The sequence below is a fragment of the Erysipelothrix larvae genome, from assembly GCF_001545095.1.
Classification (GTDB): Bacteria; Bacillota_I; Bacilli_A; order Erysipelotrichales; family Erysipelotrichaceae; genus Erysipelothrix; species Erysipelothrix larvae.
In genome coordinates this window covers 630,808-655,085 of the sequence record NZ_CP013213.1, presented here as the reverse complement: position 1 = coordinate 655,085, position 24,278 = coordinate 630,808, and the positions used below count along the sequence as shown (strand labels likewise).

The following is a 24,278-nucleotide window of genomic DNA, read 5'->3' as shown; positions in this document are numbered from 1 at the left end:
ATTACAAATAAAACCTTGCAAAAGTGACACCACTCTTAATTTATCTTTTTTATAGAGCATAACTAAACCACAATACACATCACTTATCGTGAATCTTTAGGTTGATAGAATAATGATTCACAAAATAAGGATCACATGTACAGCCATTTCACACCGCTCACTTTCCACAAAAAACCTCAAGTATTTTTTGTGAACCTGAGGTTTCGATGTTGTGATACAATAGAGCTGAGGTGATGGTATGACAATCAAAGATGTTGCAGAAGCTGCAGGTGTTTCAATAAGTACCGTGTCACGGTATTTTAATAATGGGTATGTCAGCGACGAAAATAAAGCGAAGATAAAAAACGCCATTGAGTCCACAGGGTATCAAGTGAATGTTTTCGCACGTGGTTTGAAGACCAATAAAAGTAAACTCATCGCAATCATTATTCCTCGGCTTGATTCATTTACCGCAATACAATCACTAAAAGGGATGAACTCAGTTTTATCAAAATTAGGGTATCAAATGGTTGTGGTCCCCAAGAATACGATTGAAGAAGATGAAATTGGTTCAATCCGACGAATCGCTGGTCAAGGATTTGATGGAATCATCGTAATGGCCCACGCCATTACAGATGAGCATGTACTCTTAGCAAAATCTTCAAGAACACCAATATTATTTACCGGACAATCCCACCCTCAAATAGACAGTATTACTTTGGACGACTATAAAATCGGATTTCTAGCCGGACAATATGTAAATGAACTAGATGTTGATAACATTTTATACTTATCTGTCTCTGAAAGTGATTGCGCAGTGGGAGTTAACAGAAAAAAAGGATTCCTTGATTCTATAAACAAATCGGTCAGAACCCTTATTTCTGGATTTAGCCAAGAAGAAGCTTACCATATAATGGATCGGGAATCGTCGACGATTAAGTTCGACATCATTGTTGGGGCTACTGATAATATATCAATTGGTGCGTTAAAATACTTACAAGAAAACAATATCTTAGTCCCAGACGATGTAAAAATTATGGGGATTGGAAACTATGATCTAAGTCAATTTATCCACCCAACACTAACAACACTAAATATTGACTATCAAGCTTTTGGACAAAATGCAGCTCACAAAATGATGAGCTATTTAGTTCCTGATTATACATTTGAATCACAGGATATCGAACTATCAATTATTCAACGCAGTTCAACACAATAAAACCTCCGTTTTAAGATCAATCAATATGATCTGAGACGGAGGTTTTATTTATGCTTCTACTTTAACAAAAAGCCGTGTTAAGACAAATGCTGCGGTAAATGCACTCAGAATTACCAAAACATATCCAATAAGCGATCCAAACGAATCAGTATAGAGTAATAATCCCGGTATAAAGGTGATTCCCATCCCTGCTGGAGCAACATTTAGCAAGAATGTCACAACCCCTCCAACTGCTCCACCAATCATACCCATTACGAATGCTTTTGGATTAGGTAAAGTAACACCAAAGAGTAATGGCTCTGTAATTCCGAATAATGTAGATATAGATGCAGATACTGCATTCGATCTTTGTTTATTGTTGCGAATTAAAGTTGCGACAGCAATCGCAGCTCCAAACTGCCCCGCCATCGAAGCTGTACCTAGTGGTTGAAGAATGTTAACACCTGTTTCTGTAATCAATTGGATTTCAATCATACTTAATGCATGATGCAATCCTGTAATCACGATGATCTGTTGGAATGCTGCATAAATGATGTGGCCAATTCCAAACGGCATTTGCGTAAGAGCCAAAACACCTTGTGTTGAGAAATTCTCTACTCCATGGAGAATCGGTCCGACTACAAATAAAATAACGGTAATTGATACAAGGATTGATGTAAATGGTGTGATGATCAAATCCATCATTGAAGGCACTACTTTACGTACATTTCGCTCCACATATGCAATTAACCATCCAGCAAAAATACCAGGAAGTACTGAACCTTGATACCCAACAATGTTTATGGATAGTCCAAAAATACTTATTACTAGAGGATTGGCATCACCCGATGCAACCGCCCAAGCGTTTGGAAGTTGTGGAGCAACCATCATAAGACCCACAACAATCCCTAATATTGGATTTCCACCGAATCGTTTGGTTGCAGAATATGTAATCAACACAGGTAGAAACGCGAACGCAACATCAGTCACCATTTCAAACAGTGTTAGGAACTCTGGTGTCATTTCAACCCCTAGATTTGTGATGAGCCCTCGAATCCCCATAAGAAGCCCCGTAGTAACAAGCGCGGGGATTAGTGGAACAAGTACATCCGCAAATATTCGCATTAATTTTTGCATTGGTTTTAGATTCGAATATGCATCTTTCTTAAAATCTGACATTTCATTTTGGGAATCCCCACTTAACTCCTTAAACGCTTCATAAACATAATTTACTTTCCCAGTTCCAATAATAAATTGGTGTTGACCTGTTTGATAAAAGTATCCTCCAATTTCTTCTTTGAGCGCCTCAATCTGCATTGAGTCTACACGAGAGTCATCCACTACTATGATTCTTAATCGTGTCGCGCAATGCTCAAAGTTTTGAAGATTATCTTTCCCACCAACGGCAGAAAGAATTCGATGTGCAATAACCTTGTAATCCATAACTGTTTCCTCCTCTATTTTTTGATGAAATGTGGTATCGTTACCACGTCATGCATCTAGATTATCACTACATTTCCTAAAAAGCAACCCCTTTCACAAAATTTATTTCAATTATTGCGTGTTTTACTTGATTGTGTTATGCTTTTTATGTGGTATCGTTGCCACTTAATTGGAGGTGCCTTAAATGAACAAAAAAAATAATAAAATCAATAACAATAAAGATTACGTCAAGCGTGATATTTGGCGAAATCTATTTCATATACAACCACCAACTGGATTATTAAACGATCCAAATGGCCTTATCTATCACAACGGTGTGTACCATGTCTTTTATCAATGGCATCCACACGAACCCAAACATGGCCTAAAATATTGGAATCACGTTACCTCCACAGACTTAATTCACTGGATTCCTGATAACCGAATTTTGTCCCCTGACACCCAGTACGATAAAAATGGTGCGTACTCTGGTTCTGCAATAGAAATCGATGACCAAATTCATTTATTTTACACAGGAAATCAGCGTGATGATGACAATCATCGAAACTCATATCAAATGCATGCTATAGTAGGTGAACATAGAATCACTGAGAAGAAAGTTTTGATTGACTCAGTCCCAACTGGATATACGGACCACTTCAGAGATCCAAAAGTATTCAAAAAAGGGTCTCAATATTATATGATCATCGGGGCACAACGAGAAAACTTAAGTGGAACTGCGCTTATGTATACTTCAAACAACCCTATGTCTTGGTCCTTCGTGGGTGAGATAAAAACGCGATACAATGATTTCGGATATATGTGGGAGTGTCCAGATCTATTTTCTATAGACGGGAGCGATGTCCTTCTATTCTGCCCGCAAGGTGCTTTTAATTCACCAAAAAATATGTTTAATATTTATCCGAATGTATATTGTATTGGGCAATACAACTTCAAAACGAATGAATTTGTCGATGATATCGAACCCCATTTAATTGATCATGGGTTTGATTTTTATGCAGCTCAAACATTCCTTGATGAAGAAGAAGAACGCGTACTATTTGCATGGGTTGGCTCAGCAGTAGATAATTATCCCAGCGACAAACATGGTTGGGCACACGTTCTTTCATTACCACGACGCCTTCATGTTCAAGAAGGGTTTTTATATCAAACCCCCCACCCCAACCTACATAAATTAAGAAAGTGCCCTTCCGAATTATCAAAACTTCTTAAGATATATGAACTTTACATAGATAAAATTAATGGTGACTTTAAGATTGAATTGTATCATAATGATAATGGAGAATCGTTAGTCCTACACTATAACGAAACATCAAAGATGCTAACTTTAGACCGGAGCAACTTTAACAATCGTTTCGCAATCGAGTTTGGGGAAATACGAACGTTAAACATAGAAGAAGGACTCAAAAATATACACGTTTTCAGAGATACATCTACAATTGAAATTTTCATTAATTCAGGAAAATTCACAATGACTTCCCGGTTCTTCCCTCAGGAAACTGAAGGGAGTGTTGTGATTCACACACCCACCAAAGATCTCGAAATCACCTATTATGAACTGGAGGACATAAACCATGATCTATAGTATTGGAGAAATGCTTATTGATTTAATGCAAGAAGGCGATGCATATGTTCCTTATATTGGAGGCGCACCCGCCAATGTCGCGTGTCATATACGACGCAGTAACACCCCTGCACTGTTTGTAGGGAAAATAAGCGAAGATGCCTTTGGATCATCCATGCATCAATTTCTCATAGATAATGATATCTACTTTCCCTTAACAAAGAGCCCTCATAAAACAGCACTCGCACTGGTGTCACACACTGAAGGTGATCGCAGTTTCCAGTTTTATCGTGATCGAAGTTCAGATTTATTTTTAAGCATTGAAGATATTGACCGCATCCCTTTTAAACCCCGTGACATTCTTCATTTTTGTTCCTTGGGACTGGTGCCTTATGAAACAACACTGAGCGCACATCTCCATGCAATCAACAAATGCAAAGCACTTGGGGGGATTATCAGTTTTGATGTCAATCTTCGTGAAAAACTTTGGGAAAACGTAGACCTTGCCTATGAAACGGTTATGAAATGTATTCCCTTGTGTGACATCATCAAAGTTAATGAAGAAGAGCTTAAGTGGTTATGTGGCACACAGGATATCAAAGCGGGACTTAAACAGCTTCAAACACATCAACAACTTGTGATTTGTACGATGGGAAAGGACGGTTCCATTACACTCACACAAGACGGTACCTATATTCATACCGACTCACTCAATGTACCTCAAGTCGATACAACCGGTGCAGGCGATAGTTTTATCGCAATGGTGCTCGCATCGCTTTCAAACTCACATGAATCCTTTGAAAGATGGCAACACAGCACACTCCCTTTTGCACTGGACTATGCACGTCAGATTAGTGCCCGTGTTGTCAGTCAACATGGCGCAATTCCTGATATTGATTATGAAGTAAAAAACTTCGACTAATCCGCAATGGATCACGTCGAAGTTTTTTAACGCATGGGTGAGGTTGCCATCCGATTATAGGTATGACGTTTGCCTCGAATCACCTTACTGTAGGTCATAATGGTTTCTGGAACTGTTGATGCATACCCCGCATCCCCAATATGGTGAATATCCGTGCCTGCCATTTTGCACATTAAGGCAATACGCTCAATCGTACCGGTTGTGGATTCCTCTTGAGAGGTTCCAATCGCAGTCAGTGTTAAAGCACCTAACGTGTGCGCAACGTGAACCATGGCCTTCACAAACTCAAAGCCAATTCCAGGTACGGTCCCGGGTGCTGGAAGCAAGATAATATCCGCCCCCGCTTGTACAAAGTGTTGAATGGTTTCTTGATTGATGATGTTTTCACCCGCTTCATTAAGACTGCCTGCACCATGCATTTTCCCCGCAACAAGAATGATATCGTCTCCCACTGTTTCCTTGAGCACTTTGATACTGGAAAGAATGGAATCATTACTCACGCCTGTTCCTGGATTCCCCGTCAACACAATCAAATCAACCCCTAATTCTTTGGCCTTTAGAGCACACGCTTTCGTTCCTTGTCGTCCTTGTGGTACCTCAAAGGTTTTACCAATTACAGGTTTGGTTTCATCAACCGGTTCTAAATTTATCCCCACCAATTTCCCCGTCAATCGTTTGAGTTCACGGATGACATCGTTTGGATTCTTAACAGACACTCCATTAATTTCAGGATTGAATACATCAAACATATTCAACAACAATATATCTGTTCCAAATGCCGCATACAACTCACCCATGGATGCACATGACAGCGATAAAGGATGATTGAGTAAGGTCATTTCCGACACAATTACCCGTCCTTCACTCAAGGCAATGGATTGGATTCTTTCTTCTTTATTCATCTTTCTAAAATCTGAAGCCGTACAATCTAAGAGTCGTTTCATAATTATCTCCTTCACGTTTTTATAGCTTATTTCTATTATAGAAGCTAAACGTAAGAATCATGAAGACACCTGTTTCCGGACTAATAAACCACTTAGGAAACAAAAAAACTAAAAAATTGTTGACGAAACGTTATTTTAATCGGGAGTGAGTTCATCAACGCTGTGAAATACATAGGTTGGATTATCAATACCAACACTTGAAACACTTCCCCACACAGCATATCCAAAGTCAACGTGAGCGGCTTGTGCTGCTTGATAATCGGATAGGGTATCACCGATATATAGGGCATCTTTATGCGAAATACCCAACCGCTTTAAACACTCCAAAATGGGTTGTGGATGGGGTTTGTGTTGGTCTGTATCTTCCGCAAGGACAGCTGTTTCAAAATAATGACCCAACCCTTTTTGAACCACATCAATGTCATATTGTGCTTTGGTTTTTGACGATACAACCGCTTGTATGACCCCTTTGTTCTGATATGCATCAAGAACATCACGGATGCCATCATACACAGTTGCACCCCCTTCATATGCATTCACAGCTTCAACCCATCTTTGGTACACTGTGTCTTTATGTTTAAAGTCAAAAATCTCCATCACCTTCATACCTGGTAGCGATGCAAACTGAAGCACTTTTTCATAGGGCCAAGCTTCACCGGTTTCTTCTTCAATGATTTTTTGTAACGGTCGCATATTCATATCAAGGGTATTGATTAAGGTTCCATCGATATCATAAATCATCGTTTTATACTGTTTTCTTTTATGTTGTGTCATCAATACGTTACCTTTCCGTTTATCGTTGTTGGGTGTATCAGTTAAAGGTAAAAAAAGTGCCACCACTTGAATGCATACGCATCATGTGATCAGCACTTGACTTAACGTTACACTGCTTCTTTCTTTATGAAATCTACATGATACATCAAGTCATCATAGGTGCGTTCATTATCCGTCAAGACACCATCTGTCAAGGTTACCTTTAATACGATTGAATCCGGGTTATTTTCATCTGCATGAATGGTAAACCAATCAAAATACTTCGTCATTTTAGCTCTGATTTCAGCATTCTTTTCATCCTTAACCCACCCCAGGTTTTCCGCAAAACCGTGAACTGAAAATAAATCCAATCCACTCACACATACCTCTGGGTTCGCTTCAATTTCTTTCATTTTCTTTTTGGATGCACTGGTTGAGATGTAAAACACGCCTTCTTCATAATAGGCATCAACCATTCTTACAGAAGGACGAAGTTTCCCATCACTGTTTTCATCACATGCAATGGTCGCAAGGGCAATTACATTGTCTTTCCCTTTACCACAATAATCATTCATTAACTTAATTGCTTTTTCATACTTTGTCATTAGGTTCCTCCATGGTCTTTTGAATCCTTACTTTATATTCATCATATATCATGATACTCATAAAGTATACTTATTTTCTAAAGATCTTACAGAAAAAAATACGTTCATTAAACCCTTTCAGTAGCGTGGAACCTGTGTGAAAGACTGCTTTAAAAAAGAGCATGGGTATTGTTTAAATAAGCCCAACGGGCACCTGCATTCGAATAAACATCGAGCGTTGTTCGAGGTTTAGGTATGGTTTTTCCATCACGACCTCACAATAATAATCCCCACTTGGTTTATAGCCATGATCTTTGATGCTTTTATAAAACGAAGACAGGGTGTTTTTTTCACTTTCAAACTCATAGACATAAGTGACTGCATAGTCCCCTTTTGGGAAGACGACATTGGCGAGGTGCTTGGGTACAAATACAAACATTTGATTTGAAAAAAACTGTTGGTTTTTAAAATCATCATATTGGATTATTGTACCTATCCGGTTGAAATACATACGATTGAGATTAGAGTTTTTCATTTGTTTTTTAAATTGTCGAAGACAAAGCTCATAGGCATCATCATCCATTGCATAGATCGAACCTTCAATGGTTTCTTGATATGCATAGCGTTTGGGGAATGTTTCAATTGCGAATTGATACAGTTCCTGGTTGGTTTCAAAACACTGATACGCTTGTGTGTAATGTCGCATCAAAAAGATTTGCTCATCAATCCGTTGTCGCTCCTCAATTAAGGCTTCTTGTTTATCTAAGAGGATTTGTTCAACCTTGCTGCCTGATTGCGTTAAGAATTGTCGAATATCTTTCAGTGAGAAATCAAGCGATCTCAAATAGAGAATGGTATCCACTAGGCTGCATTGGCCAACATTATAATAACGATACCCCGTCTCAGAATCAATAGTTGCTGGTTTCAAAAGTCCAATCTTATCGTAATAGCGTAAGGTCTGTATAGAAATGTCATTCATCTTCGAAAAATCACCAATTTTGATGTTCATAATTTCGCCCCCTTGACTCTATACTTACTATAGACATTATACTATTAGTGAAAAGATTAGCAAATAAGAAAAGGAGGAAAATTGCTATGAAAATTAAAGTTATACAGTATGGTTGTGGTAAGATGTCTCAGGTTGCACTTCGATATCTTAAGGATCATGGTGCAGAGATTGTCGGTGCCATTGATAATAATCCTGAACTCCAAGGCATGGATATTGGTGATTATGCCAACTTTGGGTATAAAACAGGGATAACCATTACAGCTGATGCACAAGCTGTGTTTGATAACTGTGATGCAGATGTGGCACTTGTCACAATCTTTAGTTACATGCCAGAAATGTACGAATTCTTTGAAATGTGTGCAAAGAATGGGGTGAATGTTGTAACAACATGCGAAGAAGCAATCTATCCATGGAACACATCCCCTGCACAAACCAATAAATTGGATCGTCTTGCGAAAGAACACGGCATCACGATTACAGGTTCTGGTATGCAAGATATCTATTGGATCAACATGCCATGTCTTGTAGCGGGTGGTGTTAATCGCATTGATCGTATGGAAGGCATTGTGAGCTATAATGTTGAAGACTATGGATTAGCACTTGCGAAAGCACATGGTGTTGGACTCACACCTGAAGCATTTGATCAAGAAATTGCTTCACAAGAATCCTTCCCATCCTATATGTGGAATGCAGGTGAAGGCATTTGTGCTAAAATGGGTTGGGTGATTAAAGATATCTCACAAAAGAGTGTTCCGATCATCCTTGATGAAGACATTTATTCAGAAACATTGGGTGAAACCATTCCTAAAGGCAATGCTGTAGGTATGTCTGCAGTCACAACCATCAAGACCTATCAAGGGGTTGAACTCGTTGTGCAATGTGTGGGTAAAGTTTACCTACCTGACCAAGGTGACCAATGTGATTGGAAGTTCTTTGGTGAACCTGATATGGTATTCTCAGTTGAGAAACCAGATACAGTAGCACATACCTGTGCAACAATTGTGAATCGGATTCCTTCAGTATTAAAAGCTCCTGCAGGATTCATCACAGCAGAAAAACTATTACCGATTGAATACTTAACCTATCCAATGGAATGGTATTAAATCAACCATCGATTCAAAACCAAAGTGCTTCACGTGATTGAGTACTTTGGTTTTTTTTGTGTTTTTTTTGTGCTTCACTCATACATCTTATTTTTCGCGTTATCAAATTTATCAATACTCATCAATAACGTTATCATTCACATTCAATACATTATATGCTCATTTTATTCAGTTATACTGATTTATCCTTTCTAATATTGCGTTTATCACACATTGACACATAATTCTGTGCATGTTAGTGTTTTTTAAGTGTTTTTTAGATATATAAATGGGGAGGAAATTAATAATGTCAATCTTTAGACATAAACCGAATGAGTATCTGAATAAAATATTAGGGGGTGTTGCGACAGGGATTGTTGTCGCACTGATTCCAAATGCAATACTTGGCCAAGTCTTTTCAGTCTTATACAAGTCAACAAATATGGATATTTTCCAAACATTATGGGAAGTCGTATATGCAATTCAATTTACAGTCCCACTTGTTATTGGAGCGTTGATTGGGCTTCAGTTTGGCTATAATGGCATCCAAAGCGCATGCCTATCTGCGGCGACATTTATTGGGTCAGGGGTTGTTACCTATCAAGTAGCAGATAACTATTGGAAAATTGCGGGAACCGGAGATCTGTTCAATGTTATGTTTACTGCGTTTTTTGCAGTCATCCTCATTGATCTCTTCAAGGATAAACTTGGATCACTTACGGTAGTATTGCTTCCAATTCTAGGTGGTGCATTACCAGGATTTATCGGGGTATTAATCCTACCTTATGTAAGTAGTATTACCAGTCAAATTGGTACACTCATTAACACCTTTACAAATATGCAAGTCATCTTAATGTGTGTGTTAATTGCAATATCGTTTTCAATTATTATCATCACACCAATATCAACCGTTGCGATTGGGCTTGCAGTTGGGCTAAACGGTCTATCAGCTGGAGCTGCAGCAATTGGTGTGGGTGCTTGTGCAATCATGCTTGTTGTTGGATCAATCCGTGCGAACAATGAAAAAGGTGTGACACTTGCTGTTTTCTTAGGTGCAATGAAAATGATGATTCCAAATCTTGTGAAACATCCAATCATTTGCCTTCCGATTATCACCACTTCAGCAATCAGTGGTCTTGTTGCATCACTCTTTAACATCGCGGGAACGGCGCAATCTTCAGGATTTGGTATTGTAGGTTTAGTAGGTCCACTTGCTGCCTTTGAAGCAGGTGTTTCAAATGGTACTTCTAGCTTACTTCAACTGGGAATTGTCTGCTTATGTTTCTTTATCGTCCCCGTAGTCAGTGCCCTTTTTAGCGATATGCTCTATCGCAAGGTGTTTAAGCTCTATGATGCAAGTGTCTTTGAAAATAAGGGTGGTATGTAAATATCCATTATTATTCACGTTGTAACATAAAGGTCCAGAAGACTTAAATCCTCTGGACCTTTTTTTAATTATTTCAAATTAGAGCCCGTTATTTTATTGATGATTATCAAGATTTGAGATAAACACACTAGCATCCACGATTTCTTGTTCAAGTTTAACGTTTTCACGTAACATATAATCAATGACTGCGCAAAATGACGTATTTCGCATTGCTTCAAGTGCAGTCTTGTCATTTTGTGTTAAGGGGCGTGTGAAGTTATGATAGGTGTGTAAGCATTCTACATCCATCAACATGGGTTCAAATGGGATGGTTGTCTTTTTGATAAGGTCTTGAAAAATCGAGAATCCGCCTGCATCAATATCCCCAAAGTGATAATAGTGAATGTTTGGGGAGTGTGTATAAATTCGTTGTAGAAAACTTCGTTTTGCTGCATTGTGAAACCCGCCTAAGTATACAATCACACCCTGTGTTGGCTGGATTTTGTGAAAGGTGTCAAGGTTCTCCACCGTGATCAAATACCGTGGTCCTTCACCACTGATGGATAAATCTTGAAGAAGATCGGATGAAAATCCCAGACTTCCTCCCAATGTACCTAATTGAATGACTTGGTTTTTAATGGTTAAGTTCATAGACCCTTTTAGATAGATATATGTTGGATTTCTTACAATGCCATACAACTCAAATATGGATTGATCGGTTTGCCCTTCAAGTGTTGGTTCCACTGCACGCAACAGTTTACTGACTTTTCCTTGAAGTGCTTCCAGTCGTTTGGTATTGCCATAGATAATCTGTGATGCTTGGCGAAGCGTACATTCAAAATCTCTTTGTGTTTCTAAGTAAGCGATAGCTTTTAAGATTTCTTTGAGCTCATGAGCATCTTTAAAGTATTGCTTGTTGGATTTAAAGCTCATTTCACGCTCGATGAGAAAGGTACAGACGGGTGCTAGTTCACGGTGTGTGTTGTGGTTTCTGAGGATTTCTAAGCGTTCCTGTCGGAATACTTTGATGTTCGTACGTCCTAACCATTCATAAATCGCGTCAATTTTGTTGAGATTGAGCATGATTGAAAGGACGTATTCCCCTTCAGATTCAACACTCACAAAATCAAGGCTCGTGAGTAAGTTGAAGGTATCTTGATATGCTTGGTACCGTTTAAACGCGCGTGAATCATAGTATTCTTCGTCGTAGTTTACCATCTTTATCTTGATGGCGATGTTACGGTTGGATTTCTTTTTTGAGATTTCAGAGCTTTCGTACTTATCCACAAGCACGTTAAGTATGCTATTGGGTGTCGTTTTTTCCATATTGAATCCTTTGCGTGAATCCGCTGTTTCCACTGCGTCCTACTGCAAGGACCGTATCCACATGTTCACTGATTGATGCGATGCGATCGGGTGGTACTGCAATCACAATTTGAATATTGAGGTTATTGTAGAACTCTAACATGGCACGAATGCGTTGAGAGTCCATATTGTTGAAGGCTTCATCAAAAAGCACGACACACCCTGAATCAACCATTGATATCTTTGAGATAAGTTGTTCAAAGGATGCAGCAATCGTCACATAAAATGGCGTTTGGGTTTCACCCCCTGATTTCTCTTTAATCACTGTGGATAAGCGGGTAATATCACCATTCTCCTTGGTTGTGATAATATCGTAACTCATGTAGTTTCGATAATCCGTATAGCGTCTGAGTTCTTGTTCATTTTTACCATCATCATCAAAGGCAGTAATGCGTCTGAATAGTTCCTTCATGACTTCACTTTCTTGTTGCGACAGCATTTGCATAAACAGATTACTTGGGAATGCTTCTTTATCAGAGGTTATGATCTTATAGTATTGTGCAAAGTGCGGTGATTTGCTGGCTGAGATGTCAAAGCGATATTGCTCATCCCTAAAGGTATGCTTACGCAATTGGCGATTTAGAAGATCAATATTTCTGCGTGCTTGTTTGATATTTTGTGAGAGCTGGTGAATGAAGCTGTCATGGAATTGTTGTTCACTTTTTTCTCGTGCTTGCCGACAACTGTTGCGTGATGCAATCAAATCAACATCACGAAGTTTATAATATCGTGTAAGGTATTGATCAATGCATTCAAGACCCACACCATAGCCACTGTTACTCATGTGGTTATACTCACTCATATCTTGTTGTAAAGACAATTTTTGATCTACAAAGTTCGCACTCAAGGCTTTGTTTTGTGTCTGAAGCGTATCCATGGCACGTTGGTGATTGTGACTTGACGCATCTAAACTGGATTTCATGGTGGCTTCTGCATCAAATAGAAGGCTTGGATTGTCATCTTTGGTACGCTCATACGCATCATAAAGGATTTCATAGGTTGCCTTAACATCTTCATTCTTTTCAGTTGTGGCAGCAATATTCCTGTTCAGTCCCCCGATTGCTTGATCACTTCTTGATATCTCTTGTTGTAAGGTCTTGATGTTGACTTCAAGCTCTTGTGCTTTTTGAAGTTGAAGTGTGAGATTCGGATTACTTTGGATTTGATTCACGGCATCTTCATTCAGTTTATAAGTTTCAAAGAGTGTTTTTCGATCCTTTAAACCTGAGATGCTGACTTCAAGATTTAAGATATTAATGGACTCTAGCGTGTTTTCAACAACTTCAAGAGCATCTTTGTGTTGCCGTTTTTCAATCAAGGTTTGCATAAGCGCTTTGTGTTCTTCTTGACGTTGAGTCAGTTGTATCTGGATCGCAGCTTGACCTATGTAAGGGCGTTTATAAATCTCAGGTCGAATGGCAAACACGGCATAGCCTTTGTAAACCATGGCTTCTTGAGTTATGGAAATGGGATGTTCTTTCAAGTTTGATACTGAATCAACACAGATTACTGACCCTAATAAATAGTTCATATAACCCAACACATATTCGTCCATGACTGTAAGGTGTTGTGCTAAGGAACCTTCCAGAGCTTTTTTGCCATGTGTTTTTAAAACGTCCACAACTCGTACACCATAAATATTCATGTCGTGTTTGATTTGGTCATATATTTTGACTGCCATATCAAAATAGCGAGGCTCCACAATGATATTAAAGCGTTGTGTATTCAAATACCCTTCAATGGCGTTACGCCATGATTCATCCTTGATTTCAAGGTATTCAAAAAGTGGACGGACTTCAACACTTTCATGGTAAAACTCACTCAAGCGTTCTTTTAAGACGACAATGAGTTTTTTGACGTTCTCTGGATAAACTTGTTGTTGGCGTTTGAGCCGTTCAATGTCATGTTCGAGTTCCAAGCGTGTGCGATGCGTCGCTTCGATCTCTTCCTCATATTTAATTTTTTGAAGATAGGTCGTCTTTAGTTTTTGATCCACTGCTTTCTTAATGGATGCAAGTTGGTTTTGGATTGCTTGAACATCATTACCATCATGAATGGTTTCTTTAAAATCCACGGACTTCAGTGTTTTTATTAACCGATGATATTCAGTTTCGACATGTTTTAAGATTGCTTCATTTGATTCATATTCTTTTTTAGCGTGAGCCAGTGCGAGTTTAAGTTTTTCTAAGCGCTCTAGAGTTGGATTCTTTCGCATATCCGCCAGGGCTTCTTGATAGATTCCCAAACGCTCATTGGCTTGCTCTTTTGACTTGGCAAGTTGTTTTAAGCGTTGTTGGTCCCCATAGATCTGTTTCTCATTTACTTCAATGGTGTTCTTATATAGATTCAACCTTAACAATTGAATCGCACTTTCATTGACCGAAACTTCATATTCCTGTTTTTTTAATTGTGTGTATTTCGCATCAATAATTTCAAGTTTTTGGAAGTAACGTTGTTCATGTTCCAATTGTTTCTCTAAGCGGCGGTACTCGCGAATGCTATCTCGTAAAGCATCAATGTCGATGTTTTGTTCATTCAGAAGATAGCGGTAGATAAAGTCTTGGATATCATTGACGGGGCGAAAGGCTAAGGCTCTGGGTATGAGTTCACGGTATTTTAGATCTAAACCCATTGTGTTCATAAATAGAGTGCGTCTTTGGGTAGCGGTAGTGGGTGTATCCAACTCGATTTGAAGGCCTTTTAGGGTTTGTTTGAACTCCGCATAATTCCGGACTTTTCGATCTTCTAGGAACCATGCATCTTCAAAAGGTTGATCAACTTTATAGAAGTGGGGTTTTGCCATTGATTGTGCACCAACTTCAAGGACCACACCCAACACTTGAATTACATCGGATTCTTCGTTATAGAATTCCAAGGCAATGTGACTGACTACATCACCACTTCGAATGAATTCCTTGCCTTCTACCCCGAGTTTTCCACGGACATAAGAGACTAAAGTTCGAGTGCTGCTTTCATTGGCTGCCATATTGAATTTCGTTGAGCCTGCCGTAAGGATGTATTGCATGGCATCCAGGATGGTTGACTTCCCACTGCCATTTTCACCCGTGATTAACGTATTCCCCGATAATTCAATGGTTTCATTGGAAAAAATATGCCAATTAATCAGCTTTATCTTCTTCAGTATTTTCATCGTCTACCTCCATATTGTCTTTGTATACATCGAGTTTCTTTTGGATTTCTTCTAAGGTATTGGCATTTACTGCATGCAGCAAGGATGGCCATAGGATAATGACATCGGGTGATTGGGTGAATGAGTAGTCGATGAGATGATAGGATTTAAGTTTTCTAAGGGTGGTTTCAAATTCTGTTTTCCCAACCCCTTTTTCAAAGTATCCCGTATTGAGGAGTTCTTGCATGATTTCTTCAAGGGTTACCGCGATCGTATCAATCATCGACACGGATTGTTTCTTAATGAAGAAAAGTTTACGCAAGCACAGAAGAATAATCGTTTCACGCAGTCTTAATCGGTGGTGACTGGATTCACCGTTGACTTTAAGTCCGATTACACCATTGAGTTCATCGATGATGATATCGGTATCTATGATGGATAAATAAGCACGCATGTCTTCACGGATAATCAGAGCGTCAAAATAGTGGGAGCGATCGGACGGATTATCGCGACATAGATAATTACAGCGTAACAGTTTGTTGACGATTTCAGAAAACTGTTCTTGTTCCTTTTCGGTTTGTCGTGAGAACTTCATTGAAAAGTTCTTGAGTTCTTCTGCTTTGTTCATACAGGTCTCCTTCTGATAATATAATTCCCCAGTACTTTGCCTTCTTGGTTGATGTAGGTGTCGGGTGTTTGTTCAATCGTGTAGGACGCATCATATGCGTACCCATATAAGAAGATGAGCGTAACCATGGTGACGTCAAGGGTGTCATACTCCTTAACATGGATCCACTGCTTCCCTTTTAGGAGTTCAAGCACAATCCGATCGACTTGTTGTTTCGAGTATTTGCTTAATTCAACCAGTTTATCTTGGATTCCACTGATATCCCGTTGTGTTTCATCCATTTCTTCAATATAGGACGATTCTTTCAGGGTGCGTTTACGCGGTGAAGCCAAGGAGGCATCATCGAGAATACTGACATCACTTAATAAGCCTTCCACTTCAAAGTCTGGATATAGTGCCATGTTTTTAATCAGTTCATTGATACTCCCCGTGATATCGGTTGATTCGTTCATTAAAAAATAGATACGGCCAATTGCCGAGGTCACAAAGGCTTGATTCTTCTTGTTGATTTCATGGATCAATGTTTGGATGTTTAAGAATTTCTCCAACATATAGGTCAGTTTTAGTTGAAGGTCTTGGTAATTCCGTTCATAACTTTCATTATCTACTGCATTTCTGAGGCTCATTTCATGCATTGCATCATAATCTGAAAGAATGCGTTCAATGCTATCGGTTATTGTAAAGGTATATTGACTTGGATTATCCTTCGTTAATAAATGGTAATAGGCTGCATCCACAATTTTCAATTGATACTCTCCCGTCAGCAGTTGAAACAGTTCTGATAAGTCATTGGTGATGGATTCATCAAAGATTTTTTGAATGTATTTCTTGATACTTGTATTGAGTCGTCTTAAACTATCAAAAAAAGAGACGGTATTTTTGTAGGCTTCTTCAAGTACAAGCTCCCCTTTCTCAAGATCAAATGGTTTAAAACTGCGGTAAATGGCATAAATTTGACTGGAGTATTTGAGCTCTGTATCATACTTCAAGGTATCGATAAAAATCAGAAACTGGACTGCGGTTTCTGATAGGGAGAGCATTTGTTGATAGTTTGCGCCGATATCTTCTTCAACCCATCCGGTTTCCTTCATTTCACGCAAATAATTATTCGCACGATCTCGACTTGTTTGAACCAAAGTCTCATCTGATTTAAGGCGAATCTGTTCGAAGTAGTTTTGTAAGATTAAAACAGCATCGTGTCTGAGCATGGTATACTCATTAGATTCTGAGAGGGATTCATACAACAGTGCTAAGCACTCTGCGTACTCAAACTTTGAAGCATTGGAAAGAATACGAAAGAAATTCGGTTGGATTGATTCAAAGATTCTGTTAACCATGGGCACCTCCTTGTGAATACATTAATTTAATCACAATAAAACACCGTTGAACCCCCTGATTTCGAAAGTACTCTCACTTATAGTAATCCATATATTCTTTGCACAAAACCTCTGATAGGATTTACCTGCTCGTTTCTCTATTTTATTGATCAACTAATGTGATTCTCGATCAATCGCAAACAAAGGTGTTTGACCCGTTTTTTTTAAAGCACAGTCAGCATATCAAAATCAAATCCATATATATCAATGTTACGGTAACAAAAAGGATATCACTACCTTTCTACAGAATCGGCGTATCATCTTATCTATAGTGCAATAAAAGCAAAATATAAAAAGTTTATTAAGTACTTGACATTTTTAAGTACTCACATTATACTAAGTTCATATTCAATACATAATAGTTTTGAGTAGTTGAGGAGGTGCGTCTTTGAATAAAGAAATGCTAAAAGGTACAATTGATATTCTCATATTGAGCGTGTTGTTGAGTGGGGATAATTATGGTTATGAAATCTCAAAAAGGATCAAAGCAAGATCCGATGACCTGTTTGAAATCTTAGAAGCTACCATGTATATTGCATTGAAGCGTCTTGAAAAAAATCAGTTTATTGAAGCTTATTGGGGAAATGAGACGGGTGGAGGTCGGCGTAGGTATTTCAAAATAACCGATCTTGGAAAAGAGCAACTAAAAATTCTGAGCGCTGATTGGGAGCAAACTGTCCAATTAGTGAACAAATTCATTTAAGGAGGTTTCGTAGTGAACATTATCAAAAAAGTTTTTAATCTATCTAAGATGCAATACCCATGGGTTCTTTGTCTCTCCATCGCAGCATTTATTGCATCATTTTACATCGGACGATATTTTGGCAATCTTGCCCCAACAACCGAAACAGTGATGTATGGTGTAGGATTTGCAGTTGCTTTGATATGGAGTATACTGAATTATATGAGTCATTTAAAGATTAAGACGATGTATAAAAAGTTCGACGACATTCATCATTTCGTTGATCATATGACTGTAAGTAACGATGAAAAGGAAGAGCTTGAACAGTATTTGAATGATATTGTTTTGGACTTAATAAGTCAAGGCGAAACACACGAACTTGCGGTAAAAAAGGCAATCAGTCATTTCCAAGTTGCGGAGTTTACAGAAGCAAACGGCGTTGATTTACTCGAGAAAACAACACACTATTATTTATTAGGATATGCTTCCATTTTCGCTTTCGTATTCCTTATCATTCATTTCTTGGATTCACTGCTACACATTACATTTATACTCTCTGCACTCAGTTTAACACTTGCGCTGTATAGCATCGGTTTATTCTGCTTGTTCTTTCTTTATCAACTCATTGACAATTTGATTACAAAGAAATGACATCAAATAGGCAATCTATCTTCTGATAAGTTGCCTTTCTTTATTGGCTTGTACTTAATTATATTTAGTATACAGAATCAGTTAGTAGTATGATCTTAAAAAGGAGTAAATTACCCATGATTGATTGGATTTTGAGATTTATAAAAGGCGTTTTGATCGGATCTGGTTTTATCTTACCTGGAGTCAGCGGAGGCGCTTTAGCTGCCGTTTTTGGCGTATACCAACAAATCATTACTTTTTTAGCACATATAACCCATAATTTCAAAAGTAATATCATTTACTTTATTCCACTTGGACTTGGTGGTATTTCAGGTGTGATCTTTTTTTCGTACCTCATGAGCTTTTTCTTAAGCAGGTATGAAACTCAAATTTTATGGTTATTTGTAGGCTGTATTCTCGGTACTGTACCTTCCCTTTGGAAGCAAGCAGGCGCAAAGGGACGAGAGAAAAAGCACATTATCATACTCATTTTAGTGTTTTTGATAAGTTTGATGCTTATGGTGTTTGGGGAAACTCTACTTTATCTAAATCCACACCCAAAATTCAGTACATGGATAATTGTGGGTGTTTTGATTGGGCTTGGGTTAATTATACCAGGACTTAGCCCAACAAATTTAATTGTGTATCTGGGATTGTATAAGCATATGACTGATGGATTAATCAACTTTGATTTAATGATTATCATTCCTATTTTAATTGGAACCATATGCACGGTGTTATTGCTGTCGAAAATGATGAATTTTGCTTTCAATAACGCGCATACTGTGTTATTTCATTGTATATTGGGTATCATTTTGGCTTCTACCCTAATGATTATGCCCCAGGGCTTTAGCACGCTTTGCTTAGAAAGTCTTGTGCTATTGTTTGCAGGCTCAGGATTTGGATACTGGATGTGTACCCTTCAAAAAGAGCACGATATTACTTAATACGAACAATTACACTTAGTTTACTTTAGATATTGGTTTATTCTTATTGGGGGTCTTTTACCCTTTTGACACATGCAGCTTACTTGGATATACCAACCAAGCAAATATTATGATACTGGAGTTTCCAAATTTTTTTGTCCCCTTTGAAAAAGCATCGATTTATCAGTCTAAAATTTCACAGTACTAGAGAAACATTCTATCACTGTACTATCATACTGACATCCATCTTTGTTCATGCTTTTCGTTTTCAAGACAATATTCTGTGAGATCATACGAGGTAAATTGGTTACCTTGCCCGTTATTATGCCGATATCGAAATACAGCGATTGTGGCTCGCTGTATTACTCATTCAAAGTGAGAGCAGTAATCGTTGAATAGCATATTGTACAATTCTTTTAGCAAAAACCATACTCATAGGATAACGCAGTTATTGAATCGTTTTAAAGCATTTAAAACATGATGAAACACACATCGAAATTCATTGTTGTAGTAATAGGAATTTATCTCTTAATACTAATTTTATTTCCGGGCGTGTTACCTTATTCTATTGGATCCGAAAAAAGATCATAGATTTTACGCAAAATATTTTTCTTAACATCACTATCTTAACGCAGTGACTTATATGTAACATGGCTTGCTAATATCTTGAAATATTAATGTCAAGATTTCCTTAAAAATATACTTCTTTCAGCGAGCGTTGCTCGCTGATGTGCCCCCTTTACTTTAACCTGCTATCGTTCAGGTCTTACTTCATAAATAACCCATAAAATCATAATTTTTGATTGTTTGAAGGTATGTTCTCTTGATTTATGGACTTTCTGCCCTTACACAGGCTTCAAGTGGCGTAAACATATGAAGTCTGCCCCTTTATCCCAGAAAATGACAAAAATCGCTGTATTTGTTAATCTAAAAGTGGGCCAATTCTCAATTGAAAACTGGTCCACTATTTTTATAACTTCAGAAGTGTGTGATAATGCTTTTGGAGGTGAAAGAGGTGATATCACAAATGAGCAAATATTCAATTATCACATTAAAAAAGAAAGGATGGTCCAACAGAAAGATTGCCCTTGAATTGGGTATAGACCGAAAGACGGTCGCACGGTATCTTCAGGAATATAATAAATGTCAAATACAATTGATTGATAATCATGATTTATCAGACGAAAGAAAAGTAGAAGTCATTGATCAAATTGTTGGGGACCGTCACTATGATGCAAGCAAACGAGGTAAGCGCAAGTTAACGCAAGAAATTCAAGCACGCATCATTGAAATTATGGATTCAGAAAAAGATAAAGATATGTTACTAGGAAGACATCATAAGCAAAAGTTAACAGTCACTCAAATTTTTGAAATTATCAAAAGCGAGGGACATGATATTGGTCAGACAACCATACGAAATTTTGTGCATGAAATTCAAGCTTCACGAGAAACATTTATTCGACAAGATTATCGATATGGTGAGCGGTTAGAGTTTGACTTTGGAGAAGTAAAGCTTTTAATTAATGGTGAACCAAGAACATATTATCTCGCTGTTTTCTCATCACCAGCAAGCGGATATCGGTATGCATATTTATATCCAAACCAACGCAAACAAGTATTCATAGATGCACATGTTCGCTTCTTTGAGCATTCTAAAGGCTCTTGGGGTGAAGTTGTATATGACAATATGAGAAACGTCGTGAAGCGCTTTATAACGCCTTATGAAAAAGAAATTAATGATGATTGCCTCAAACTGGCACTCTATTATAATTTTGAAATTAACCTGACTAATATACGAAGTGGTCATGAAAAAGGAAGTGTAGAAAACAGTGTTAAGGTAATTCGAAATCGTGTATTCGCAAAGGACTATAAGTTTGAAACATTTGAAGAGGCATGTGTTCATCTTGAACAGACTCTTGATGAAATCAATATAAAGAGTTCAATCGAAGATGAAAAGAAAGAACTTCAACCTTACAGAATTCCTTATGAATTCGCTGATATCGAAGTATATAGTGTTGACAAGTATGGTTGTATACACGTTGAAAATAATTTTTATTCAGTCCCAGACTATCTCCAACACAAAAGAGTTACGGTCAAAAACACCGTAAATTCGATACGCATCTATTCAAATCACACATTTGTGTACGAACATAAAAAGATAGATGGTCATCATCAATATCAGCTTGTGTTGGACCACTATCTGAATACAATGATGACTAAGCCGGGATCTGTAAAGAATTCACTTGTCCTAAAACAACATCCTGAGCTTTATAACATCTACCATAATCATTATAAAACAAGAACTAAAGAGTTCATAGAAATTCTTCAAGAAAACAGGAATGAAACGTATAAAACGCTCAAAGATGCTTTAAAGTATCGGTTGGTTTCAAATACAATTGACACCGTTGAGTATGATGACAGCATACAAGAACAATCACGTAAACAACTTAAGAAAATAAGCCAATTAATGCACTAGGAGATAAATTAATGGAAACAATTGAACAATTGTCAAAAGAATTAAAACTTTCATTCATAAAAACACACTATGAAGCAGCAATACAGGAAGCGAAACACAAAGGATTGGATTTTCAAGAATTTCTTAACGAACTGCTTTATTGCGAACGAAACAATCGTCGTGACAACGGAATAAAACAACGCATTCGTGCTGCTCGATTTCCTCAAAACAAGACATTGGAGGATTTTACGACTGTAAAATTTAATTCAGAATTAAAACGAAAGTTTAAAGAACTGGAAACATTGAACTTTATAGAAAATAAAGAAAACATTATCTTAATGAGTAATCCTGGAATGGGAAAAACACATTATGCGACCGCACTTGGAATCAAAGCTTGTCTAGAAAATAAAAAAGTGCTATTTATCAGCGTTCCTAATCTAATTATAGAGTTAAAAGAAGCTATGTCAAAAAATCAAATTACGCAATACAAAAAGAAGTTTGAAAAATTTGATCTAGTAATTCTTGATGAACTCGGCTATGTATCATTTGATAAAGAAGGAAGTGAAATTCTATTCAATCTAATCTCAAATAGAATAACAGTGGGCTCTATGATTATTACAACAAATTTAATGTTCGATAGATGGGAAGAAATATTCAAAGACCCCATTCTAACAACTGCTCTAGTCGACCGCTTAACCTATAAATCACATCTATTAAATATGAGTGGAGAGAGTTATCGTGTTGAAGAAACAATTGCTTGGCTAAAGAGCAAAGAATGACAAACGGTAGTGGACCAGTTTTCAATTGAGATTTGGACCATTATTCAGTTGACAAATACAATCGCACACGAGCCACACAAAGCGCTAATTCCTTAAACTTGCCAGACTACAACTATTATTCTCTATCCGGATAAATGTGACCTCTCTTTTCATCGTCGCTTCTTCATATTTTTAGCGTCGCTTTCTGACCATAAACGCCCAGCATCATCGCTGCTTTTTAGAAATAACAACAGAGATGATTTAATATCATGACATGCATAGTATCCAGTATTTAAAGGACTTCATGAACAGCATGAAATTATTTGTGTACATAATTTCAGGCAAATAAAATTGAAAAGCGACGTTTGGACGATGTTTTTATCCCAGTGAAAATTACATCGTCGCTTTTACTCATGTTCCTCTGTAACAGATAAACAGATAATCCGTTTTGATTGTGATTGGATTCGTTTAAGCACATTGGAAAGTAAGAAACATATTTTCAAATCGAAAATCCTGCCACACTTCGCTTCTAAGCCGATCAATCAAATCAAGCCACACGACATTCGAAGATGGCAGAACAAGCTCTTACAATCGGGTTACAAGCCCACGTATTTGAAATGTATCAATAATCAGCTCGTCGCACTCTTCAACTATGCCGTTCGTTTCTACAATCTCTCTGATAACCCTTGTCATAAAGCAGGTTCCATGGGCAAAAAGCATGCAACGGAGATGTCATTCTTTACCAAAGATGAATTCAATCAGTTCATGAATGTCATTGATGATCCAACTGATTGTATCGGTTACATGCTTTTGTATTGGACAGGCATCCGCATTGGTGAGCTCTTAGCTTTAACTCCAAATGATATTGACTTTGAAAATAATGTCATTTCAATCAATCATTCTTATCAGAGAATCAATGGAGAGGATATCATTACAGAACCCAAGACTGAAAAAGGAAAGCGCAAAATCAAAGTCCATTCCTCATTAATCATACACATTCAGGAATACCTGAAACTTCATTATAAAATCAAACCGTCACAGAGAATCTTTCCATTTACCAAACACAAGTTCGAACATTCAATGCCTACCTATTGTGAGAAGGCGAAACTGTAACGGATTCGTGTTCATGATCTACGACACTCTCACGCATCTCTACTCATTGAACAAGGGATTCAACCCATTGTGATAGCAAAACGTTTGGGTCATGAGAAGATCCAAACCACGCTTGATACCTATGGACATATGTATCCTCATAAAGACGATGAGGTAGCAGAATTACTTCAAGAATTGGCTTGATATTTGTATTTCTTTATCCCTTCTAACAATATAATTGCACTTTTCAACGATTTTTTTAATATATTTAGGATTTTAAACACGAATATGATTATTTATTATTATAGGAACAATTAATTAGCCAAGTTTTTGCCAAAAAGGATTGAAAAACCAAATCTTTTATAAGTGTTAGTCTCCATTTTATAATTAAC

The 24,278-nt window shown here is 37.6% G+C and carries 19 protein-coding genes and 1 pseudogene; 11 read left to right on the top strand and 9 right to left on the bottom strand.

Annotated features, from left to right (window positions below; all coding sequences use genetic code 11):
- Positions 1–238 precede the first annotated feature (238 nt).
- Entirely contained in the window at positions 239–1,198 is a 960-nt protein-coding gene (locus tag AOC36_RS02990; protein ID WP_067631308.1) for a LacI family DNA-binding transcriptional regulator, read from the top strand.
- A gap of 48 nt (positions 1,199–1,246) precedes the next feature.
- Here AOC36_RS02990 and AOC36_RS02985 read toward each other — a convergent pair whose 3' ends face one another.
- Positions 1,247–2,620, bottom strand: a complete 1,374-nt coding sequence (locus AOC36_RS02985; protein WP_067631305.1) for a PTS transporter subunit EIIC — start codon at positions 2,618–2,620, stop codon at positions 1,247–1,249.
- A 184-nt stretch (positions 2,621–2,804) separates the two neighbouring features.
- Here AOC36_RS02985 and AOC36_RS02980 point away from each other — a divergent pair, with 184 nt between their 5' ends.
- Together AOC36_RS02980 and AOC36_RS02975 are read left to right on the top strand one after the other, a co-directional pair.
- Positions 2,805–4,205 (top strand): glycoside hydrolase family 32 protein, encoded by a 1,401-nt coding sequence (locus AOC36_RS02980; RefSeq protein ID WP_067631302.1) that lies wholly within the window; start codon positions 2,805–2,807, stop codon positions 4,203–4,205.
- A complete protein-coding gene (locus AOC36_RS02975; RefSeq protein WP_067631299.1) occupies positions 4,195–5,106 on the top strand; it encodes a carbohydrate kinase family protein in 912 nt (303 codons plus the stop codon). The genes AOC36_RS02980 and AOC36_RS02975 overlap by 11 nt, the downstream gene beginning before the upstream one ends.
- A gap of 26 nt (positions 5,107–5,132) precedes the next feature.
- Here the strand turns inward: AOC36_RS02975 and AOC36_RS02970 are convergent, their stop codons facing one another.
- The 4 genes from AOC36_RS02970 to AOC36_RS02955 form a co-directional block, all read right to left on the bottom strand.
- Positions 5,133–6,050 (bottom strand): DUF7916 family protein, encoded by a 918-nt coding sequence (locus AOC36_RS02970; RefSeq protein ID WP_067631296.1) that lies wholly within the window; start codon positions 6,048–6,050, stop codon positions 5,133–5,135.
- Positions 6,051–6,185: 135 nt separating this feature from the next.
- A complete protein-coding gene (locus AOC36_RS02965) occupies positions 6,186–6,824 on the bottom strand; it encodes an HAD family hydrolase (RefSeq protein WP_067631293.1) in 639 nt (212 codons plus the stop codon).
- A 107-nt stretch (positions 6,825–6,931) separates the two neighbouring features.
- Positions 6,932–7,408: a pyridoxamine 5'-phosphate oxidase family protein gene (locus AOC36_RS02960; protein ID WP_067631290.1), complete on the bottom strand. Its 477-nt coding sequence runs from the start codon at positions 7,406–7,408 to the stop codon at positions 6,932–6,934.
- Between the two features lie 172 nt (positions 7,409–7,580).
- Positions 7,581–8,396: a MerR family transcriptional regulator gene (locus AOC36_RS02955; protein ID WP_067631287.1), complete on the bottom strand. Its 816-nt coding sequence runs from the start codon at positions 8,394–8,396 to the stop codon at positions 7,581–7,583.
- Positions 8,397–8,482: 86 nt separating this feature from the next.
- Here AOC36_RS02955 and AOC36_RS02950 point away from each other — a divergent pair, with 86 nt between their 5' ends.
- Both AOC36_RS02950 and AOC36_RS02945 read left to right on the top strand, forming a co-directional pair.
- Entirely contained in the window at positions 8,483–9,499 is a 1,017-nt protein-coding gene (locus tag AOC36_RS02950; protein WP_067631284.1) for an NAD(P)H-dependent amine dehydrogenase family protein, read from the top strand.
- Positions 9,500–9,785: 286 nt separating this feature from the next.
- Entirely contained in the window at positions 9,786–10,865 is a 1,080-nt protein-coding gene (locus tag AOC36_RS02945; protein WP_198401196.1) for a PTS sugar transporter subunit IIC, read from the top strand.
- A gap of 93 nt (positions 10,866–10,958) precedes the next feature.
- Here the strand turns inward: AOC36_RS02945 and AOC36_RS02940 are convergent, their stop codons facing one another.
- The 4 genes from AOC36_RS02940 to AOC36_RS02925 are packed head-to-tail and all read right to left on the bottom strand — an operon-like array spanning position 10,959 to position 17,304.
- On the bottom strand, positions 10,959–12,170 hold the full coding sequence (locus AOC36_RS02940) for a Wadjet anti-phage system protein JetD domain-containing protein (RefSeq protein WP_067631278.1): 1,212 nt from the start codon (positions 12,168–12,170) through the stop codon (positions 10,959–10,961).
- Entirely contained in the window at positions 12,148–15,360 is a 3,213-nt protein-coding gene (locus AOC36_RS02935) for an ATP-binding protein (protein ID WP_067631274.1), read from the bottom strand. Before AOC36_RS02935 ends, AOC36_RS02940 begins: the two co-directional genes overlap by 23 nt.
- The gene (locus tag AOC36_RS02930) at positions 15,329–15,967 is read right to left on the bottom strand and encodes a DUF4194 domain-containing protein (protein WP_067631270.1); all 639 of its coding nucleotides are present in this window, start codon (positions 15,965–15,967) and stop codon (positions 15,329–15,331) included. The genes AOC36_RS02935 and AOC36_RS02930 overlap by 32 nt, the downstream gene beginning before the upstream one ends.
- The gene (locus AOC36_RS02925; protein ID WP_067631266.1) at positions 15,964–17,304 is read right to left on the bottom strand and encodes a Wadjet anti-phage system protein JetA family protein; all 1,341 of its coding nucleotides are present in this window, start codon (positions 17,302–17,304) and stop codon (positions 15,964–15,966) included. The genes AOC36_RS02930 and AOC36_RS02925 overlap by 4 nt, the downstream gene beginning before the upstream one ends.
- 427 nt (positions 17,305–17,731) lie before the next feature.
- Here AOC36_RS02925 and AOC36_RS02920 point away from each other — a divergent pair, with 427 nt between their 5' ends.
- The 6 genes and pseudogenes from AOC36_RS02920 (at position 17,732) to AOC36_RS12435 (ending at position 24,090) form a co-directional block, all read left to right on the top strand.
- Complete coding sequence (locus tag AOC36_RS02920) at positions 17,732–18,046, top strand: PadR family transcriptional regulator (protein WP_078055062.1); 315 nt, start codon at positions 17,732–17,734, stop codon at positions 18,044–18,046.
- A 12-nt stretch (positions 18,047–18,058) separates the two neighbouring features.
- Positions 18,059–18,676: a hypothetical protein gene (locus tag AOC36_RS02915; protein WP_067631261.1), complete on the top strand. Its 618-nt coding sequence runs from the start codon at positions 18,059–18,061 to the stop codon at positions 18,674–18,676.
- Between the two features lie 116 nt (positions 18,677–18,792).
- Positions 18,793–19,602 (top strand): DUF368 domain-containing protein, encoded by an 810-nt coding sequence (locus AOC36_RS02910; protein ID WP_232505387.1) that lies wholly within the window; start codon positions 18,793–18,795, stop codon positions 19,600–19,602.
- A 1,006-nt stretch (positions 19,603–20,608) separates the two neighbouring features.
- On the top strand, positions 20,609–22,057 hold the full coding sequence (istA, locus tag AOC36_RS02905) for an IS21 family transposase (protein WP_157777120.1): 1,449 nt from the start codon (positions 20,609–20,611) through the stop codon (positions 22,055–22,057).
- Positions 22,058–22,068: 11 nt separating this feature from the next.
- Positions 22,069–22,815, top strand: a complete 747-nt coding sequence (gene istB, locus AOC36_RS02900) for an IS21-like element helper ATPase IstB (RefSeq protein WP_067630339.1) — start codon at positions 22,069–22,071, stop codon at positions 22,813–22,815.
- Positions 22,816–23,271: 456 nt separating this feature from the next.
- Positions 23,272–24,090: pseudogene (locus tag AOC36_RS12435) on the top strand (tyrosine-type recombinase/integrase).
- The last annotated feature ends 188 nt before the right edge of the window (positions 24,091–24,278 follow it).

Excerpts from the sequence above, each read along its gene's own strand:
- AOC36_RS02990 (WP_067631308.1), top strand. The coding sequence starts at position 239 with ATGACAATCAAAGATGTTGCAGAAGCTGCAGGTGTTTCAATAAGTACC.
- AOC36_RS02985 (WP_067631305.1), bottom strand. The coding sequence starts at position 2,620 with ATGGATTACAAGGTTATTGCACATCGAATTCTTTCTGCCGTTGGTGGG.
- AOC36_RS02980 (WP_067631302.1), top strand. The coding sequence starts at position 2,805 with ATGAACAAAAAAAATAATAAAATCAATAACAATAAAGATTACGTCAAG.
- AOC36_RS02975 (WP_067631299.1), top strand. The coding sequence starts at position 4,195 with ATGATCTATAGTATTGGAGAAATGCTTATTGATTTAATGCAAGAAGGC.
- AOC36_RS02970 (WP_067631296.1), bottom strand. The coding sequence starts at position 6,050 with ATGAAACGACTCTTAGATTGTACGGCTTCAGATTTTAGAAAGATGAAT.
- AOC36_RS02965 (WP_067631293.1), bottom strand. The coding sequence starts at position 6,824 with ATGACACAACATAAAAGAAAACAGTATAAAACGATGATTTATGATATC.
- AOC36_RS02960 (WP_067631290.1), bottom strand. The coding sequence starts at position 7,408 with ATGACAAAGTATGAAAAAGCAATTAAGTTAATGAATGATTATTGTGGT.
- AOC36_RS02955 (WP_067631287.1), bottom strand. The coding sequence starts at position 8,396 with ATGAACATCAAAATTGGTGATTTTTCGAAGATGAATGACATTTCTATA.
- AOC36_RS02950 (WP_067631284.1), top strand. The coding sequence starts at position 8,483 with ATGAAAATTAAAGTTATACAGTATGGTTGTGGTAAGATGTCTCAGGTT.
- AOC36_RS02945 (WP_198401196.1), top strand. The coding sequence starts at position 9,786 with ATGTCAATCTTTAGACATAAACCGAATGAGTATCTGAATAAAATATTA.
- AOC36_RS02940 (WP_067631278.1), bottom strand. The coding sequence starts at position 12,170 with ATGGAAAAAACGACACCCAATAGCATACTTAACGTGCTTGTGGATAAG.
- AOC36_RS02935 (WP_067631274.1), bottom strand. The coding sequence starts at position 15,360 with ATGAAAATACTGAAGAAGATAAAGCTGATTAATTGGCATATTTTTTCC.
- AOC36_RS02930 (WP_067631270.1), bottom strand. The coding sequence starts at position 15,967 with ATGAACAAAGCAGAAGAACTCAAGAACTTTTCAATGAAGTTCTCACGA.
- AOC36_RS02925 (WP_067631266.1), bottom strand. The coding sequence starts at position 17,304 with ATGGTTAACAGAATCTTTGAATCAATCCAACCGAATTTCTTTCGTATT.
- AOC36_RS02910 (WP_232505387.1), top strand. The coding sequence starts at position 18,793 with ATGATTGATTGGATTTTGAGATTTATAAAAGGCGTTTTGATCGGATCT.
- istA (WP_157777120.1), top strand. The coding sequence starts at position 20,609 with ATGAGCAAATATTCAATTATCACATTAAAAAAGAAAGGATGGTCCAAC.
- istB (WP_067630339.1), top strand. The coding sequence starts at position 22,069 with ATGGAAACAATTGAACAATTGTCAAAAGAATTAAAACTTTCATTCATA.